Raw genomic sequence first — 17,062 nt, forward strand, 5'->3', positions numbered from 1 at the left:
TTCGAGTCAGTTCGTGTGGAAACCGCTCTAATACGAAGCAATTACAAAGGCGCGCGGGCCCGGACACAGCTGGTAGGTGTTCTGCCGAGCCGGCGGTCTAGCCGCTACAACACTAGACTTTGGTCACCCCTTTATCGAGGAGGTCATCGAGGAAGTGCTCTCGCGAAACGATCGGCCCGGCCTGCGTCGCGAGCAACAGCGCCTCAACAACCTCACGAGCCAGAGAACGCGCCATCACCCGCTCTTGGGTTGAAATAGCCGACATCGTGCGCCCGTGTAGAAACGCGCTTCTCACACCGAAGAGCTGCTCATACCGGTCCGCATAACAGCGATCACCGAGTAGACCAGCCACGCGACCACGCATCTTTCTTGATGCGCTCAACCGCTTGTGGCGGTCCGGCGCGACCCGAAAGCCCTTTTGGTAATCGGCGCGCAGGCCCAGCGCCGCTTCGATCGTTGTGATATGCGCTAAGAATTCGTCGATGCCGTCCACCAAGAATGCGCGGACTAGGAAGTGAGTGATCGGCGTTTCGAACAGAACAGATTGCTTCGCCTTCTCAACGATCGCCCAACGGCTCTGGTCCCAGACCGGCATCTCCGTCGAAACGCTGTCCTCCATGCGCAACTCGACTGGCCGCTCCTCCTCCACGGTCCCGCCATAGCCGTCGTCATAGATTCGAGGCTCCCAACTCAGTGTATCTGGGGACGGCGGCGTATTGAGACGAGCGAAGATGTCGCTGTCGACGGTGTAGACCCACGGGACGCGAAAACCGCGCCAGTCGACCTCCGCCATCGTCGACCAGCTTTCCCACGGTGCCAACAGCAGAAAGAACAGCGCGTCCTCAACAGCGCTAGGAAACCGGCCTTTGTGTGGCTCTATCTGTCCTAGGTCCCTACTCAAGTCCATGAACAGCACTGGGATGGCACGGGCCTCCGGCTCCTGTTCGATCGCAACGGTCTCCTCAACAATCAGCCAGTGAAACTCGGAGAAGCGCTCGGCGTCGAAGTCCTGTCGCGGATGAATCCGCTTCATCCTGGTTTCATCGACCAAGGACCGCAGTTCATCCGCCGTGAGCCGGCCCACTTTCGCCGGGCCAAAAGTTACTGACGGAAGGTCAGCAGCCAGATCGAGCGGCACGAGATGGACGCGTTTGGTGTGGGTCGCCTGCATCGCCGCATCCAGGCCCATCGCCGCCGCTTCAACGGGCAACGCCAGATGAGCAGTCTGCCTTTGCAGGCCGCAGGGAAGCCCCAGAGACCGCAAAGCGGTCGACAATGCGAAGGCCGGTCCCTTCTTGCCTGCATTCGGGTAGCCGTCACGACACGCTTCGCGTAGCTGCTCGAACGCTGGATGCGCGAGGATATTATCCGGTCCTGGCGAGCGCAACCGCCACAGATCCGACATCGCGGAGATCATCGCATTGCTCGGACCCGTCCCAGCTTTACTCATCAGGCGATCCGGAGGCGACGCAGGAGCTTGCCGAGGACCGTTTCATAGTCTTCGGGCTTCGAGAAGTCGGCGTAGAGCTTCCCCTTCAGGAACTCTGGAAGCTCGCACTCTTCATAGAGCAGCGGCAGAACGACGACCTCGCCGCTGGAGATCTCGCGGTTCATCGCCACGTCCAATTCTTTCTTCACCCAAGGCGCGCCGATCGATTTTTTCGACAAGACGACGGCGATGAAGCGGCTGAGCTTCATGCCCTCTTCGATTTTGGCGATCAGCGAGTCCCCGATGTCAATTTCGGCCTCGTCCAGCCAAACGTGCTCCACCCCATAGGCAAGGAGATCCTTGCGCAATTGGCGCGCGAACGGTTTGTCGACGCTGGTGTGACTCAGGAAGATGCCGTGGTATTTCTCATGCGCCGGGTTTGCTTTCTCCAGCGCCAGGCTATCGCGGACGAGCTGGTTCTGAGCCTCTTGCGATGTTGGAGCAGTTAGCAGCCAGCCAGTTGTCGCTCCAATCGATATGTGTCCGCCTAGACTGTAGCCTTCCGGCGTCGTGGCGATTGAAGCAAAGCCCTCGCCGGGATCAGACAAGCACAATGTCCAGCCGCCCGTCTGCGATATCACCTCGAAATAGCGCGCAAATGGACTATCCGGATCAACTCCACCCATCCTGCGGCCCTTCTTCACGAGAAGGTCCGAGCGTTTCACGAATTTTGCCACTTTAGGGGCCACGTATCCCAAATGCGTTTCGCGATAACCGAAGAAGTTCATCCTCTTCGGTGCGGACAGGCACCAAACGGTAGTCGCTCCGTCCGCAATCGCGGCCTCCATCTCCTTTTGCCGGTCCTCGGCGTCGAAAGCGGAGTCGATGTCATAGCTGTCCTTCTGCCGCTTCAACTTACCCAGTTCATTATCTTCGTCGGAGAATTCGCCCTCACTCCCGAACAGGAAATGCGTATAGCTCTCTGGGTTGATGATGATCGTGTCATACTCGTAGAGCGGATATGCGGCCCTCTCTCGATCGACCTCGGGACGGCATAGCCCCAGGTTATCGATTTCCACCCCGTCAATAGCATCGCCAGTATAGTTCACCCCAACCGTCAGTACTCTCCTCATCCGCTATTCCCTTCCGTCACCTTTTCTGCAGTCCTCTCTGGCTTCACGTACATGACGTTGCTTCGGCTATCGACACGCGCAATCTCGATACCGGCTAATGCGCAACGCGGCGCGAGCCGCTCAGCCATTCATCTCAGCCGCGACCCTTTGATCTGCCAATGCAGCAAGTTCATAAATTTCAGCGGCTGGAAATATTTCTCTAGCCTCTATGGCCTCCTTGGCCGCAGCGACATCAGGAACGAACAGCACAACTGCCAAATCCTTCACTGCACGTGAACAACACACATAGAACAATCGTCGCGTTCTTCCCAACACAGAGTCAGTTCCATCTTGTAGGTGCTTGCTGTCGGTGCCGGAAAGTGGCGTGATATCGAAATATTTTCCGTAAGAAAACAGGTTGTAGTCACCCTCTTCGTCATCAAGGATCACCAATACACGTTCGAACTCCGCACCCTTGATCCCCTGCTGCGTGGCAAACGGAGATTGATCTTCGATGTATTGGCGATAGCCCCAAAGCTCTGAAGCTGCACAATCGAGGAACGCGTTCACCGATACTTCTTCTTTGCCCGCTTCCTCGCCATCCATGCCAACTTCCCCATCTTCGAGATAAGCAGCAAACCGATCATCGAGGTTTAACAAACTATGCTCATTCAAGAATGCAAGTACCTGCCGGATGGTGACGTCACTTCCCGGATGAAGCATTTCGATTAAGCGCGGCACGTCTTGACGTAATCTATTGATCAGCTCGGGGATGTCCTGATCCGCAATACGGTCCTTGCCGAGTAGCGGGCAGTACTTGCGCAACAAGGAGATGACCTCAAAATCCGTTTTTTCTTTCGCAGCGCTGACTAATGGGAGCGTGAACGTCATGAATGGCCTCAAAACCCATGCGGTACCATCCAGTAGCCCATCTTTCAGATTGGCTGGTGCCTGATCATTGAGTGCCGAGTAAAGATTGGGGAAACCGAGACGTTTTGCAGCCATGCGGTGAACAAGCACAAGGACCCGCACATCGGCATCAACATCGTCACTTTGCCAAAGCGGATCGTCGTTTGCCGTCGCAAGCCATTGCCGCACCTGCGCTAGACGCTCGGTTCTGTGATCATCAGATGGAAGAATGAACAGGCGAGCTGAGCCTTCGACCGCTTCAAGATTCCCATTTCGTTCAATCATTCGGCCGCGAGTTTGCTGAAGTCTGTCGTCTTCAGCACGAATTTTGTTAATCAACGTAAGGACACTTGTAGGGCACCGGAAATTTTCTGGCTTTGTTATCTCATTCCAGCCATCAGCCAACTCAATCGGTCCAGCACCAGTTGTATAGATTTTCTGCATCGGATCGCCGAAGAAACCCAAGCAAAAGCGCGCACCCACAGTTTCAGCTACCTGCCTTAGGGCCGCGACGAAGATCGGATTAGTGTCCTGGCTCTCGTCAACGAAAATGAACGGAAACCGATTGGCAATGAGTGTTCGCAGTAGGGGCCGTTCTTCGATCAATGCCGGGCCAATCTTCAGGATATCGTCATGACCCAATAGGCCATTGCCATAATCGCTGCCGGTGCCGTACTTAAACCGGCTTACGCCCACGAGCGCCTGACTCTGACGTTGATAGCGTTCCATATCCCGAGCCAAGTTTTCGCGAGTGTTGGCGCGCGTCCTCGGATTGTCCAAGCGCTCCTGTGCCTTGGCAATCTTTTCTTCAATACGCCCTTCCACCCAAAGCTTCAGATCTTGCTGAAACGGACTTACAATCGTCCAGAGAAAGCTGTGAATTGTCGAGACGTGGAACAGGCTGTCATTGCCCACGTCACCCCATATTTCGCCAACCGCAATGTCCGTATAAGTTATGCAAGCGATCTGTTGGCCTCGTCTTCGCAATTCGGCTGCGCGGGTCGTTGAAAGGTGAGCAAGCGCCTTCACGAGAGACGTCGTCTTCCCAGAGCCCGCTCCTGCCACCATCACGAAGTTCGTCAACGGTTGCTGATCGAGGCATTCGCGCAGCTCCCGGTCGGCATCCGTATCCGGCTGCCCGATACGATTGGTCATGCAGCCACTCCTTCTTCGCCCTCAACTTGCGGCAAAGTTGGCGTGATTTCGTCCGCAAGCCAATGAAGCCCTGCGGCTATATAACGTGGCACCACCCACGTTTGAGGGTCCTGCGCGAGCAGCGCCAGCGCGAAGTCAGTCTTGTTGAAGCCGGATCCCTTGATCCGCTTGTGCAAGCGCTCAGCGAGTTGGTCGATCGTTAGACCGTCACCTCCACGTATGCGCAACTTGAGGTCGGCGCGCGCTACATCCTGACACCAAACCAAATTTTCAAGCGCGAACGCCTCTTCAAGTGTGCGACCCGCCATCAACTGGTGTTCGGCGGCCCAGTTAACGTCAACAACGGTCTGATATGTTACGCGCACCAAAGCATTATCGTTCTCAGCACGGGACTGGGTCCTTTGGTCGTCTGTGGCTTCCAATAATTCTGCAATCGTTGTGCGTGCAGGCAACCATTGGATAAGCGTCTGGTTGGACGTTACCGCATCTGCAACATGCACCATACAGGTGCTTCCCGGACTACCTTCTTCCTGATCATCATGCGGCCCTTCGTCTTCAACCGCCGCATCATCGATGCCTGCTCTTACACTGTCGATATCCGTGACGATGAGCGCGGTTATGCCCAGAAACTCGATCAACGTGCGAAACCGATGACCGAAGGCTCCGCCAATTTCTAGTATGCTCAGATAAGCGGACTGGAGACGCGGCTCAGCCATTTCGATCATCTGTGGCAACAACAGCCGCTCCACATTGCCTTCCACCAACACTGCGGCATCTGCGAAAAACAAATCACAGTGCGTAAGCTTCAGATATCTCTCTAGAAAGTCTCGAGTTGGATTGGCTGTCTGATCATAAAACGCTGACAAATTGAGTACATCTGAAGATTGACCCGCCGCCGTTGTGCTTCGCCGAAAATAACGGATCGGTCGAAATCCGCGCTCATAAAGGATGTGCGGCGAATGTGTGGTGACTACGAGCTGGCTTGAATGGTTTTCGCGCTCCTCGCCTTCCACGGCAAGAATATCGAAGACCTTGCGGATAAACACCTGCTGAAGTTGCGCATGAAGATGCGCTTCCGGTTCTTCCACGAAAACGAGATGAAGCGGAGGCCTATTTTCTTCGATGTCCATCCATTGTGCATGAAGATCGAGGAGTTCGACCACCATGTAGATAAGATTCTTGAAACCCAGCCCATTGTAGCGGTCTGGAAGTGTCGGAGGATCAATGCCTTCTTCAGGATCGCCGAGTGCGTAGTGAACGCGCGCGCCATCGTGACTGCTCATAATCGTCGCTGGGTTAAGCGCCGACTTAATCAACAGCCGTGGGTTGGAAAGTCCAGGATATCCAAGGGTACTGAGTCGGCTCAATGTTGGTTCGAACACGCGTTGAAGATGGTCATTGAGCATCGCTTCAGAGTCCGCCAGTGCACGAATCGCATCAAAGTCGTCGCCGCGCTTCTCCAGATTTCTGTCGTAAAACCGGCTCAGGCATCGCGAGAGGTCTTCCACGCGACTGCCTGCCGCGGCATCTGCAAGATGGCGTTGTGCATGCAAAAAATCGACACGCAGTAGCGAACTCAAAATGTCCTTCCCGCTTCGCCCCTTGTCAGAAGTCAACAGGAGCGGCGTGTAACCGGCGGCTTCATTGAATTCCGCATCAAATTGCGCATGATCCAAGACATAATACCTTAGCTCATATTCCTGTTTCAGATTGGCCGCCAAATAGTCATGCAGCGTTCTCGGTTCTGGATGATAGTCGGCCTCGCCGTTCGCACCAGGCCGAATGTTGGCACGCGCTCTTTCTCTGGCCTCGCTGAAATTAGCAAGGAGTGAGGCTCCATCGATTGGCGCAAACTCGACGCGGATGCCTACAAGGTTTCCTTCCCAAGCTAGACTTGGCAACAGATTGACAACGCGATGGAGATCTTGAGCTTGAACATGGAACCAAAGATCGAGCGATATGGTTGGGAGATTTGCACCCTCCACACACTCGCCGAAGGCGTTCATCTCCACCCATGATTCAGCGTTGAAGTCATGGACCGAGAACCGTTCACGAGAGGCAGCCATAAAGAGTTGGAGGGCGGCCGAAGCCGACGTCTTTCCGCTGTTATTTGCGCCAACGAAAATAGAGAGATCAGACGCCAAGTTAATCTGCACATCTTTAAGACGTCGAAAGTTTCGAATTCGCAAAGTATCGATGTGCATTGTTTTTGTTCCTTTTACTCATCTGAACGATGGCTACGAAGCGACCCTTACCCCATGCTCGACTGTTCAGATCTTACGTCTAGTCAGTCAAATTCAGAGCTTTCTCGCTTTCTGTGTGTTCGAATGCATCACCATATGTCCGCACTTCTCCAGGTGATGCACCTTCATCGCGCAAGGCCTGTTTCCATTGCTTTGTTATCATTTCAGCCATCTCAAATGCTCCTTGCCTAGCCGCAGTTGGTTCAAGATCGAAAAACTCACATGCTTCAAGCGCAATATCGAGTGAGGCATCGAACGATCCGCCCTTAACGATACCCGTTTCCAAAATCCTGTGACGCGACGGCGAGGGATTGATATCGAAGGCCGGCGACAGCCGCCACCGATCCCCGCCGGCATAGATGAAGCCGTGGTTCTTCAGATGATCGTCCTTGTTGGATACGAGGATCGTGAAGACGATCCGCCGCCAAAGCTCGTGCAGATCATCGACAGGCTTACTGGAAATCTGCCGGATCACATCGGCGATATCCGTGTAGTAGCCCCCTTCGTCCCCCTGCCAGTCCAGCGCGGTTCTCGCTGAAATATAGGGGATGCGCGTCTCGCCGCGGCGGTCGAATCGGCGGATGAGCGCGATCGGACTGTCGCTGTCCCGTAACTCCAGCTTCGCCTCGGCGACCCGCAATCCGCACATGGCCGCGAGTTTCAGCGTGGCGACCTCTGCGCGTTCGACCGGTTTGGTGTCCTGCGCCGATGTGAACTTTGCAATCCAGAGGTGGCCATCGCCTTCCACATTGGCCTTCGGGCGCGCGCCGCCGAGCGAGCCAGCAATGCCGGCCAGATCACGCGCCTCTTCCTCCGCGCCACCAGGATCGCGCTCGAACCGCTGGGTAAGCCCGCGCAACCGTTCAAGTTCGACCAGACGCGGGATCGGCGGCGTCAGGTCGGACAGCGGCTCCATGTCTTCGCCGAGAAACCGTAACGCGCCCTGCCGTGTGCGATCGTCGGACAGCACGAGATAGTCGAACTCGCTGAGACCGCCGCCGAGCGCCTTGGTCATCAAAGCCCGCCCCCAGGAATCCGGTGCGGCGTCGGCAAAGCATCCGGACAGTGCCGAACGCTTGTCCTCCTTGCCGGTGCTGAAATGGCTGCCTTCGCGCAGGGGTAATCCGGGCGACAGCGCGAAATGGTCGGATGCGGCCAGCCATTCGTCGGCGTACTCAAACTGCGAATGCTGGCGGCGGCCGTCACTCTCAAAGCGCAGACGGCCGACGACACGCTTGCCTTCTCCAAGGGCGACGATCGCTTCTGGCATCAGAAACCGACCCCTTCTTCATCATCCGCATCGGACAAGGGGGCTGATTGGCCTTTGCCGGATGGCGGCGATCCGGGTTTTCGCTTTTTGTCGATCCGTTTGGGGAGCGCTTCCCGATCGAGAAGCAGCCCGGTATCGTCAGACCCGGCATCAAGGAAGTCGGAAATGCGCTCGATCTCGCCAAGGACGAGGCAGGCCATCGCCAGCGTGCCGATGCTGACACCGTCGTCGCCTTTCTCCAGGCGGGTAACGGTGCTTTCGGACACGCCGACCCGCTCGGCGAACCCCTTGACGGAGATGCGCCGCTTCAAGCGCGCCGTCTTGATGTTCGCGCCCAAAGCCGTAAGCGCCCATCGTGCGTTCAGTGAACTTACCTTAACTGCCATATCTGACGCTCTTTTCCTTATTATCCGTCAAATATGACTGTTAGTGGAAAAAAGGCGTGGGCGCAACTATTCTCGAGAATCCATATGATCCCACTTCCAGGCTATGCACGAGGAAGGCACGGACGAGGAGCAGATCGCCGCTGCGTTCTTCATCGATGTCATCAAACAGCGATTGTAACCGGCAGTGCTCGGCGCGGCTTTACTCGATGTTTATGCCGAGGATTCAGCAACTGGTCGAGAACTCACTTCAGCTTGGCTTCTCTTCCATCGCCATCGCGACTTAATGACATAATTTCAAAGCTCGGTGCCTATCCACTTTGGTGGGAATGAATTTTGTCGCCTGTGGGGCGACGAAATCAGCCAGAGACAAAGTGACCGTGTTAATCGACCAAACAATCGGCTTTGAATGAGCATGATAATTGGAAGTGGGCGTCCTGATGATCGGAACTGGAACTTCCGAAATCCATGAGGGGAAGGCCTTCCCCTGCTGTCGAGCCTGTAGTCTCGTCCGACCCCTTCGAGCGAGGAGATTCCCCCGCAACGCCCCCTTTTGAGAGTGAGAGTGCGGGCGGGTTTTCGTGACGGGTTGAGAGCCGGGAGAGAGCTTCCGGCGCCCGTCGCGGAGAACCGCTATGTCCAGATACAAGCGCACTGCCGGCGCCAAGCGCGACCGGACCAACCTTTATGACGACATTACCAACAAGATCATCGGCGAACTGGAGGCCGGGCGTGTCCCCTGGGTCCAGCCCTGGGGGACGGCGGCGGCGAAAGCGCCGCTCGCCATGCCGAACAATGCCGCGACCGGTCGCGGCTATTCGGGCATCAACATTCTCATCCTTTGGGGTGCTGTTATCGACCACGGCTTTCCCGGCCAGAGCTGGCTCACCTTTCGCCAAGCGCTGTCGCTTGGTGGCAATGTCCGCAAGGGCGAACGCGGCACCACCGTCGTTTATGCCGACCGCTTCGTGCCCGACGATGAGAAGAAACGCGCCCGCGAAACCGGTGACGATCCGCAGGCGATCCCGTTCCTGAAGCGCTTCACCGTCTTCAATGCGGCGCAATGCGAGAACCTGCCCGATGAAGTGGCCGTCGCCGCTCCTCCGCCGGAACCGGGATTGATCGAACCGAGGGTCGAAACCCTGATCGAAGCCACGTCCATCGACTTCCGCATCGGCGGCAATCGCGCCTTCTACGCGCCCGCCCATGACTATGTGCAGGTTCCGCCGCCGCAGGCCTATTTCGAGCCGATCAACTGGCACCGCACAGCGCTCCATGAGCTCGGGCACGCATCTGGTCATCCGTCGCGGCTCGACCGCGACATGTCCGGTTCGTTCGGGTCGAAGAAATACGCCTTCGAGGAATTGGTCGCCGAGATGAACGCCGCCTTCTGCTGCGCCTCGCTCGGCATCGTGCCGACCGTGCGGCATGCCGCCTATATCGGTTCCTGGCTGGAGGTTCTGAAAGAGGACAACCGCGCCATCGTCCGCGCCGCGTCGAAGGCCAGCAAAGCGGCCGACTATCTGCTTGGATTTCTGCCGGAACGCGAGACGGCGGGCGCGGCGACCCCGGCGCGGACCGAAGCATGACCGCTTCTACGCCGAACCGTAAAGCCGGAAACCAGCCTTTTAGGTTTTACGGACGGCGGTGCTTTGAGAGGGAGAGGAGGGAGGGTGTTTTCGTGACGGGTTGGAGGTCGAGAGAGAGTCTCCCGGCCGCCCGTCGCGGAGAAAACCCATGACCAATGCAAAAACCAAGTCGAAAGTCGCGCTCAGTGTGTCGCGTGACATTCCCTTCAACAAGCTGGTTCTGTCCCAGTCGAACGTCCGGCGGATCAAGGCAGGCGTCGCGATCGAGGAACTGGCCGCGGACATCGCCCGGCGCACGCTTCTGCAGAGCCTGACCGTGCGGGCGGTGACCGATGAAGACGGCAATGAGACCGGCATGTTCGAAGTGCCCGCCGGTGGCCGCCGCTTTCGCGCGCTCGAACTGCTCGTGAAACAGAAGCGCCTGAACAAGACCGCGCCGGTGCCGTGCGTGATCCGCACCGAGGGTCTCGCCGAGGAGGACAGTCTGGCCGAGAACGTCCAGCGCGCACCGCTGCATCCGCTCGACCAGTTCCGCGCGTTCCAGTCGATGCGCGAGAAAGGGATGGGCGAGGAGGAGATCGCTGCGGCGTTCTTCGTCTCTGTCAACGTCGTCAAACAGCGACTTCGTCTGGCTGCCGTCAGCGAAACGTTGCTCGAAGCCTATGCCGAGGATGAATTGACGCTCGATCAGTTAATGGCTTTCACGGTCAATCCCGACCATGAACGGCAGGCCCAAGTATGGGAAGCGATCAAGGACTCATACTCCGCGCAGCCCTACCAGATCCGCCGCATGCTTACCGAAGATGCGGTGCGGGCGTCGGACAAGCGGGCGCTGTTCATCGGGATCGACGCCTATGTCGAAGCGGGTGGTGCCGTCATGCGCGATCTGTTCGAAAGCGACGATGGCGGCTGGCTGGAAAATATCGGCCTGGTCGACATGCTCGTCACCGAGAAGCTCAACGAGGAAGCGGAAGCCATCCGCGCCGAAGGCTGGAAGTGGATCGAGGTCGGTCTCGATTTCCCTTATGGCCATACCTACGGATTACGCCGCGTGTTCGGCGAACAGGAACCGCTGACCGACGAGCAGGACGCCAGCCGCGAGGCGCTGCAGGCCGAACTCGACAAGCTCGAAGCCGAATATGCCGATCTGCCGGAACTGCCCGACGAGATCGACGAGCGGCTTGGCGAGATCGAAACCGCCATCGAGGCCATCGACGACCGTCCGATGATCTACGATACCGACGACGTCTCACGCGCGGGCGCGTTCCTCAGCGTCAGCCCGGGTGGCAGACTGCATGTCGAGCGCGGGTTCGTGCGTCCTGAGGATGAACTGCCCGTGGAACCGGAAGTCGATGAGACGGAAACGTCTGGCGCCGGTGAGACCAAGAGCAATGGTGCGCAATCCGTCGACCCCGCAGACGAACCGGAGGAGGATGAAGGTCTGAAGCCGATTCCCGACCGGCTGGTGACCGAACTGACTGCGCATCGCACGGTCGCGCTTCGCCTCGCGCTCAGCGGCTCGTTCGACACGGCATTTCACGCGTGTTTGCACAAGCTCGTGCTCGACACGTTCTACAGCTACGCGCAGGACAGTTGCCTCGAGCTGTCAGCAACCTGCGTCTATTACGGATCGCAGGCACCGGGCTTGGGCGAAACGCCCTATGCGACGGCGCTTACCGAGCGGCATGAGGCGTTTGCGGGCGCTCTACCGAACGATCCCGAGCAACTATGGGACGCGCTCGGCGACCTGTCGGATGCCATGCGCAAGGAACTGTTCGCGCATTGCATCGCGCTCACCGCCAACGCCACGGTCGAAGCGTACAATCGGAGACCGCGCGCGATTGCCCATGCCGACAGGCTGGCGGTGACGCTGGGGCTCGACATGACCGAAGCGGGCTGGAAGCCGACCGGCGACGCCTATCTCGGACGGGTGACCAAGACGCGCATCGCTGCGGCGGTGGCCGAGGCGAAGGGCGACAAAGCCGCGTCCGACATCGAAAGTCTGAAGAAGGATGCGATGGTCGAACGGGCCGAGGACCTGCTCGCCGGGACCGGTTGGCTGCCGGAACCACTGCGGACCCCCGCGGCCGAAAGCGGCACCGACCATCTCGAGGTCGATGTCGCCGAAGACGGCGAAGAGCAATCGGCGGCGAACGACGGCGAAACGGTCATGGACGAAAACACTGGACCCGTCGACGATGACGAGAAGGAGCAGGAAGAAGAACTCGAAGCCGCGGAATGACGACAGCATTCCCCACTGGGTCCGCCGCAAGGCGGGCCCTTTTTCTTTTGGAGGAACTGTCATGTCCCGTTCGATCATCGATCTAACCGAAGCGCTAGCTCGCAACGCAGAGACGGTCTGTCGGCATTATCTTCCCAATGGTCGCCGCGAAGGTCGCTACTGGATGATCGGCGATGTGCGCGGCACGCCTGGCCAGTCCATGTTCGTCCGACTGAAGGGGCCGGAATCCGGCGAAGGTGCGGCCGGAAAATGGACCGATGCCGCCACCGGCGAACATGGCGATTTGCTCGACATCATCCGCGAGAGCTGCGGGCTGATCGACTTTGCCGATGTCGCCAACGAGGCACGTCGGTTCCTCAGTTTACCGCAGCCGGAGATGAATACCGACACGAAAGCACGGCCGTCATCGGCACGTTCCGGATCACCAGACGCGGCCCGACGGCTGTATGCGATGGCACAGCCGATTTCTGGCACGCTCGCAGAAACGTATTTGCGCAGACGCGGCATTACGGCTCTGCACGAAACCGGAAACCTGCGCTTTCACCCGCGCTGCTACTACCGGCCCGACCGCCATTCCGAGACTGAGACATGGCCCGCGATCGTTGCCGCCGTCACCGATCTCGAAGGCACAATCACCGGCGCACACCGAACTTGGCTTAATCCCGAAGGATTTACGGACGCCAATCTTGGCAAAGCCCCGATCGACACGCCGCGCCGCGCGATGGGTAATTTGCTCGGCCATGCCGTCCGGTTTGGGGTGCCGCGGAATGTGATCGTGGCGGGAGAAGGCATCGAGACCATGCTGTCGCTGAGGATGGTCCTGCCCGGAATGCCGATGACAGCTGCCCTGTCGGCAACACACTTGGCTGCTATCCTGTTTCCGACAAAACTGCGCCGGCTCTATATCGCGCGTGATGACGACCCGGCTGGGGATGGCGCAATGGAAACCCTGATCGACCGGGCGCAAAAGGCCGATATCGAGGCCATCACGCTGTCGCCGCACCGCGGGGACTTCAACGAGGATCTGCGCCTTCTCGGGATCGATGCCTTGCGCAGTTCCATCCGCATCCAGATCGCACCGGATGATGTCGCGCGCTTCATGAACGTCGCAAGCGTCGCCGGAAGCGAGGCGGAACGGGTCTGACCAATCATGTCGGGACCGGCAACGGGACGCGCGCACCATCATCCGTGAGAGCCGCGACCTTGGCCTTCTGAGAGGGCGAACGGACGGCAAACGGGGCGGACCGGCAATGGCTGCGCCCGGTTCTTTTCCGGCGGCGGCTAAGCCGCCTTTCCATCGCGAGGCAAAAGAACCGGCCTTCGCTATCCTCCGCTGCGCTTCGGCCCTCCGCAAGGGCTCCGGGTGCAGGTCCGCCCCGCCCGCCGTCTTTCGTCGCCATGAAGGCCGCGGCGGTCGCGGTCCACCCGATTAAGGAGCATCCCATGTTCACCGATCCCCACGACACCGATGACGAACCCCATCACAGCGCATCCCCCACCGACACGATCTGCACCGAATTGCAATTGCACGGCTACCGCCATTCCCAAAACGATCCCGATCCGCGCGAAGTGCCCGAGGACACCCGGATCGAAGGCGCGGTCGCAGATATCTTCGGTGCCCTCGTCGCAACGATGGCGGACACCAGTCTCGATAGCGATCTCGACGAATTGCTCTGGTCGAGCGTCAACATTTTTCACCGCGCTACCGGCCGGATCGAGCGCAAGCTCGACGACAACGAACAGGCGCAGAAACGCGGCCAGCGCGAACAGGACGGTTCGGAAGTTGCCGCCGTCCAACTCGAACACCTGATATCGGTTGGTCAATCGCTGCTCGAACGCCGCGACTGCATGGAAGTCTTTCGCGACAACGCCGCCGATCACTATCTCCGACTGACCGGTTCTGCCTGGTCCGCACGGTCCGGATCACGGGTGAACCATCGCAACCTGACATCGGCGATGATCGATAGCAGGGACTTTCTGGCCGCAAAGAAGCGCGCCGATACTGAAGTGCATCTGCCTGCAGGCACCAAGATCGCCTTCTCCGGCGGGATGGATTTCAACGATCACCGGCTGATCTGGGATACGCTCGACAAGGTCTACGCCAAGCATACCGACATGGTCTTGCTGCATGGCGGATCGCCAAAGGGCGCCGAACTGATCGCGGCAAAATGGGCTGAAACCCGCAAGGTCGTGCAGGTCGCCTTCAAGCCCGACTGGACGAAACACGCCAAGGCCGCACCGTTCAAACGCAACGATGCAATCCTGGACGTCCTGCCGATCGGGGTCATCCTCTTTCCCGGTACCGGTATTCAGGACAATTTCGCCGACAAGGCGCGGAAGCTCGGCATCAAAGCCTATGACTTTCGCAAGAAGGACGGCGCGTAAGCGCCGTTTCACCTTTTACGATCAAGCAACCGCAATACCGGACGGTTGCATCGATCCCGCCTGCAGATCCCTCCCAATTTTCGCGTCTTCTGCTATAAGCAAGATGCACCGAGGTGGTGGTGGCTGGCGCGACCGTACTAGCACGGAGACCTCACCATGATCTTTCTCAACATCCTCCTTCTTTTCGGCGTGATCAGCTTCCTGTGCTGGCTCGTCTTCACGCTCGCCGTCTATGCATTGCCGCTCTTCATCGGCGTGACGGCCGGTATATGGGCGCATGACAGCGGCGCAGGCATTGTCGGCGGTCTCGCCATCGGTGTCCTCGCTGCGGGCGCCGTCGCCATTGTCGGGCAATTGGTCTTCGCTTTCGCCCGCCCGCTCTGGGTTCGCCTCATCGTCGCGGCCCTCTTCGCGGGACCGGCTGCGGTTGCCGGTTACGCTGCAACGCATGGGATCGCGAAGCACCTCATGCCGTCCGAAGGACGGCAGATGGCGTTTTCGATCGTCGGCGCAATCGCGGTAGGTATCACCGCCTTGTTTCGAATGGCGGGCACGGCCCCGCCCGAGCCGGGCGTGGAGCGTGCAACGGGGGCTTAATCACGAGACGATGCCGGAACGGGAAAGAGGCGGGCTTCTCCCATGTCCGTCCGGCGCGTTCTTTGGCGGCGGAATGGAGGCGCGCTCGGATGTCCAGTTTCATCCGTAGTGCGACCTTTTCGTCAGAATGCTCCGAGACAGCATCGCGAAAGCGCGGGCTCTCTGGATACGTGGTGGCTACATTCTCGCTGGTCTGGCCGGATGGGTGATGGAGCGACTGGCCATTGCACACTTGAGTGACGGATGCCGGCAATCATTTCGCGGAGCCGGACTTCCTCGGTGACACTTGGTTTCCAAATTCTCCGTAAGCATCTCTGTTGGGGTCGACCGCTCCAAACAGCCTCTTCAATGGACTGATCTGACCAAAGGCCGGCTTCGCCTCGACCGCCTATGCCTCAACGGTGCCGGTCCACTTTCTTCCCCTGTCGGCTGCGCCGCCATTCCTCGCGAAACAAGAAAGTCTCCCGTCTCCGTCCTCCACTGAGTTTCGGCCCTGCGGGTGAGCCGTCGGTCGCCTCCGGCCCGCCGATCGTCATCGAGGCCGCAATGGTGCGGGCTCGAAAACAAAGCAAACGGAGAAATATCATGGCAACCATCGGCACCTTCAAGAAATCCGGCAACGACTACACCGGCGAGATCGTCACCCTCAACGTGCAGGCCAAGAACGTCCGCATCGTTCCCGAAACCAGCCAGACCAGCGAGAACGCCCCCAGCCACCGCGTCTTGGTGGGCCGCGCCGAAATCGGAGCCGCCTGGTCGAAGCAGTCCAACGAGGGCCGCGAATATCTCGGCCTCAAGCTGGACGATCCGAGCTTCACCGCTCCGATCTACGCCAACCTGTTCGACGACGAAGACGGCGAAGGTTTCAGCCTCATCTGGAGCCGCCCCAACCGCCGCAACGGCGACTGAGCCTCCGATGCGACGCCCCGCCCGGTCATTCCGGGCGGGGCCATTCGCGCGCTGAAACGACCGAATCAGATTGCACTCGATCATACAAACAGCTGCCATTCCTAAACTTTTTACTCGCCAGCACAGTCAAGAGCGACTATTATAGTCGTAGTTCTGGCGTGCGTATATGTGTCTGTAGGAGGTGATCATGCATGATCACCGCCCGACAAACGCGGGCTGCGCGCGCGTTGCTTGGATGGACGCAGGAGACGCTCGCTGAAAAAGCCCTGGTATCACTGACCGCTTTGAAGCGCCTCGAGTCGGCAAACGACTTGAAGGTCTTCGAGACGACCCTGGACCAGGTCCGCCGCGCGCTCGAAGGCGCCGGCATTGTCTTCCTCAATTCCGGCCAAGGGGAAGGAGTGATGATTGTTCACGCCAAAGACGAGAGCCCGGGCGCGTAGTAGTAGCAGTCGCAGGCATGAACCGCGATGTCGCGTGCGCACCGCCTGTTGCCACCGCCGCCACTTCCTCAGATCAACAACCCCGATATGGTTAACAACCGATGATTTGATCGCTATCGAGGGAGGATGGTGGTGAGCGCCGACAGATTCGAGAACCAGCCCCCCGATTATACGGAACTGACAGACTACGATCGGACCCACCTTAAACTCTATCTGCGTTTGCTAGACGCCGAGTTGGACAATGCCGACTGGCGGGAAGTGGTGCGGGTACTGTTCGACATCGATCCGAATGCCGATCCGGTCCGCGCGCGCCACATCCATGACGCTCACCTCGCCCGCGCGCGCTGGATGACCGAGCACGGCTATCGTGATCTCCTCCGCGAGGGCCGTCACTGA

14 protein-coding genes are annotated in these 17,062 nt (G+C 58.7%); 8 read left to right on the forward strand and 6 right to left on the reverse strand.

The annotated features are described in order from the left end of the window. Nucleotides 1-112 precede the first annotated feature (112 nt). The 6 genes from A9995_RS14915 to A9995_RS14940 form a co-directional block, all read right to left on the reverse strand. Nucleotides 113-1,450 carry a hypothetical protein gene (locus A9995_RS14915; protein ID WP_233998249.1) on the reverse strand — a complete coding sequence of 446 codons (1,338 nt, stop codon included), beginning with the start codon at nucleotides 1,448-1,450 and terminating at the stop codon, nucleotides 113-115. Further along, on the reverse strand, nucleotides 1,450-2,562 hold the full coding sequence (locus tag A9995_RS14920; protein ID WP_067614455.1) for a toll/interleukin-1 receptor domain-containing protein: 1,113 nt from the start codon (nucleotides 2,560-2,562) through the stop codon (nucleotides 1,450-1,452). Before A9995_RS14920 ends, A9995_RS14915 begins: the two co-directional genes overlap by 1 nt. A gap of 120 nt (nucleotides 2,563-2,682) precedes the next feature. After that, the gene (locus A9995_RS14925) at nucleotides 2,683-4,605 is read right to left on the reverse strand and encodes a UvrD-helicase domain-containing protein (RefSeq protein WP_067614457.1); all 1,923 of its coding nucleotides are present in this window, start codon (nucleotides 4,603-4,605) and stop codon (nucleotides 2,683-2,685) included. Continuing rightward, nucleotides 4,602-6,809 carry an ATP-dependent endonuclease gene (locus tag A9995_RS14930; protein WP_067614459.1) on the reverse strand — a complete coding sequence of 736 codons (2,208 nt, stop codon included), beginning with the start codon at nucleotides 6,807-6,809 and terminating at the stop codon, nucleotides 4,602-4,604. The genes A9995_RS14925 and A9995_RS14930 overlap by 4 nt, the downstream gene beginning before the upstream one ends. 79 nt (nucleotides 6,810-6,888) lie before the next feature. Continuing rightward, nucleotides 6,889-8,118, reverse strand: a complete 1,230-nt coding sequence (locus A9995_RS14935; protein ID WP_067614461.1) for a type II toxin-antitoxin system HipA family toxin — start codon at nucleotides 8,116-8,118, stop codon at nucleotides 6,889-6,891. Next, entirely contained in the window at nucleotides 8,118-8,504 is a 387-nt protein-coding gene (locus A9995_RS14940) for a helix-turn-helix domain-containing protein (protein ID WP_067614463.1), read from the reverse strand. The genes A9995_RS14935 and A9995_RS14940 overlap by 1 nt, the downstream gene beginning before the upstream one ends. 632 nt (nucleotides 8,505-9,136) lie before the next feature. On the opposite strand from A9995_RS14940, the gene A9995_RS14945 reads away from it, so the two are divergent. The 8 genes from A9995_RS14945 (at nucleotide 9,137) to A9995_RS14980 (ending at nucleotide 17,062) form a co-directional block, all read left to right on the forward strand. Next, entirely contained in the window at nucleotides 9,137-10,090 is a 954-nt protein-coding gene (locus A9995_RS14945; protein WP_067614465.1) for an ArdC family protein, read from the forward strand. A 148-nt stretch (nucleotides 10,091-10,238) separates the two neighbouring features. Further along, nucleotides 10,239-12,332: a ParB/RepB/Spo0J family partition protein gene (locus A9995_RS14950; RefSeq protein WP_067614467.1), complete on the forward strand. Its 2,094-nt coding sequence runs from the start codon at nucleotides 10,239-10,241 to the stop codon at nucleotides 12,330-12,332. 61 nt (nucleotides 12,333-12,393) lie between these two features. Beyond that, complete coding sequence (locus A9995_RS14955) at nucleotides 12,394-13,476, forward strand: toprim domain-containing protein (protein ID WP_067614469.1); 1,083 nt, start codon at nucleotides 12,394-12,396, stop codon at nucleotides 13,474-13,476. A gap of 299 nt (nucleotides 13,477-13,775) precedes the next feature. Then, nucleotides 13,776-14,717, forward strand: coding sequence for a DUF2493 domain-containing protein (locus A9995_RS14960; RefSeq protein WP_199797282.1), 942 nt, complete (start codon nucleotides 13,776-13,778; stop codon nucleotides 14,715-14,717). Nucleotides 14,718-14,873: 156 nt separating this feature from the next. Beyond that, nucleotides 14,874-15,314 (forward strand): hypothetical protein, encoded by a 441-nt coding sequence (locus tag A9995_RS14965; protein WP_067614473.1) that lies wholly within the window; start codon nucleotides 14,874-14,876, stop codon nucleotides 15,312-15,314. Between the two features lie 585 nt (nucleotides 15,315-15,899). After that, complete coding sequence (locus A9995_RS14970; RefSeq protein ID WP_067614475.1) at nucleotides 15,900-16,223, forward strand: DUF736 domain-containing protein; 324 nt, start codon at nucleotides 15,900-15,902, stop codon at nucleotides 16,221-16,223. A gap of 191 nt (nucleotides 16,224-16,414) precedes the next feature. Continuing rightward, nucleotides 16,415-16,666 (forward strand): helix-turn-helix transcriptional regulator, encoded by a 252-nt coding sequence (locus A9995_RS14975; protein ID WP_067614477.1) that lies wholly within the window; start codon nucleotides 16,415-16,417, stop codon nucleotides 16,664-16,666. A gap of 126 nt (nucleotides 16,667-16,792) precedes the next feature. After that, the gene (locus tag A9995_RS14980) at nucleotides 16,793-17,062 is read left to right on the forward strand and encodes a DNA -binding domain-containing protein (RefSeq protein WP_067614479.1); all 270 of its coding nucleotides are present in this window, start codon (nucleotides 16,793-16,795) and stop codon (nucleotides 17,060-17,062) included.

This window comes from Erythrobacter sp. QSSC1-22B, assembly GCF_001678665.1.
In the GTDB taxonomy this organism is placed as follows: Bacteria; Pseudomonadota; Alphaproteobacteria; order Sphingomonadales; family Sphingomonadaceae; genus Qipengyuania.

Bases quoted from the DNA above. Each gene is read 5' to 3' on its own strand.
- A9995_RS14915 (WP_233998249.1), bottom strand. From the start codon at position 1,450: ATGAGTAAAGCTGGGACGGGTCCGAGCAATGCGATGATCTCCGCGATG.
- A9995_RS14920 (WP_067614455.1), bottom strand. From the start codon at position 2,562: ATGAGGAGAGTACTGACGGTTGGGGTGAACTATACTGGCGATGCTATT.
- A9995_RS14925 (WP_067614457.1), bottom strand. From the start codon at position 4,605: ATGACCAATCGTATCGGGCAGCCGGATACGGATGCCGACCGGGAGCTG.
- A9995_RS14930 (WP_067614459.1), bottom strand. From the start codon at position 6,809: ATGCACATCGATACTTTGCGAATTCGAAACTTTCGACGTCTTAAAGAT.
- A9995_RS14935 (WP_067614461.1), bottom strand. From the start codon at position 8,118: ATGCCAGAAGCGATCGTCGCCCTTGGAGAAGGCAAGCGTGTCGTCGGC.
- A9995_RS14940 (WP_067614463.1), bottom strand. From the start codon at position 8,504: ATGGCAGTTAAGGTAAGTTCACTGAACGCACGATGGGCGCTTACGGCT.
- A9995_RS14945 (WP_067614465.1), top strand. From the start codon at position 9,137: ATGTCCAGATACAAGCGCACTGCCGGCGCCAAGCGCGACCGGACCAAC.
- A9995_RS14950 (WP_067614467.1), top strand. From the start codon at position 10,239: ATGACCAATGCAAAAACCAAGTCGAAAGTCGCGCTCAGTGTGTCGCGT.
- A9995_RS14955 (WP_067614469.1), top strand. From the start codon at position 12,394: ATGTCCCGTTCGATCATCGATCTAACCGAAGCGCTAGCTCGCAACGCA.
- A9995_RS14960 (WP_199797282.1), top strand. From the start codon at position 13,776: ATGTTCACCGATCCCCACGACACCGATGACGAACCCCATCACAGCGCA.
- A9995_RS14965 (WP_067614473.1), top strand. From the start codon at position 14,874: ATGATCTTTCTCAACATCCTCCTTCTTTTCGGCGTGATCAGCTTCCTG.
- A9995_RS14970 (WP_067614475.1), top strand. From the start codon at position 15,900: ATGGCAACCATCGGCACCTTCAAGAAATCCGGCAACGACTACACCGGC.
- A9995_RS14975 (WP_067614477.1), top strand. From the start codon at position 16,415: ATGATCACCGCCCGACAAACGCGGGCTGCGCGCGCGTTGCTTGGATGG.
- A9995_RS14980 (WP_067614479.1), top strand. From the start codon at position 16,793: ATGGTGGTGAGCGCCGACAGATTCGAGAACCAGCCCCCCGATTATACG.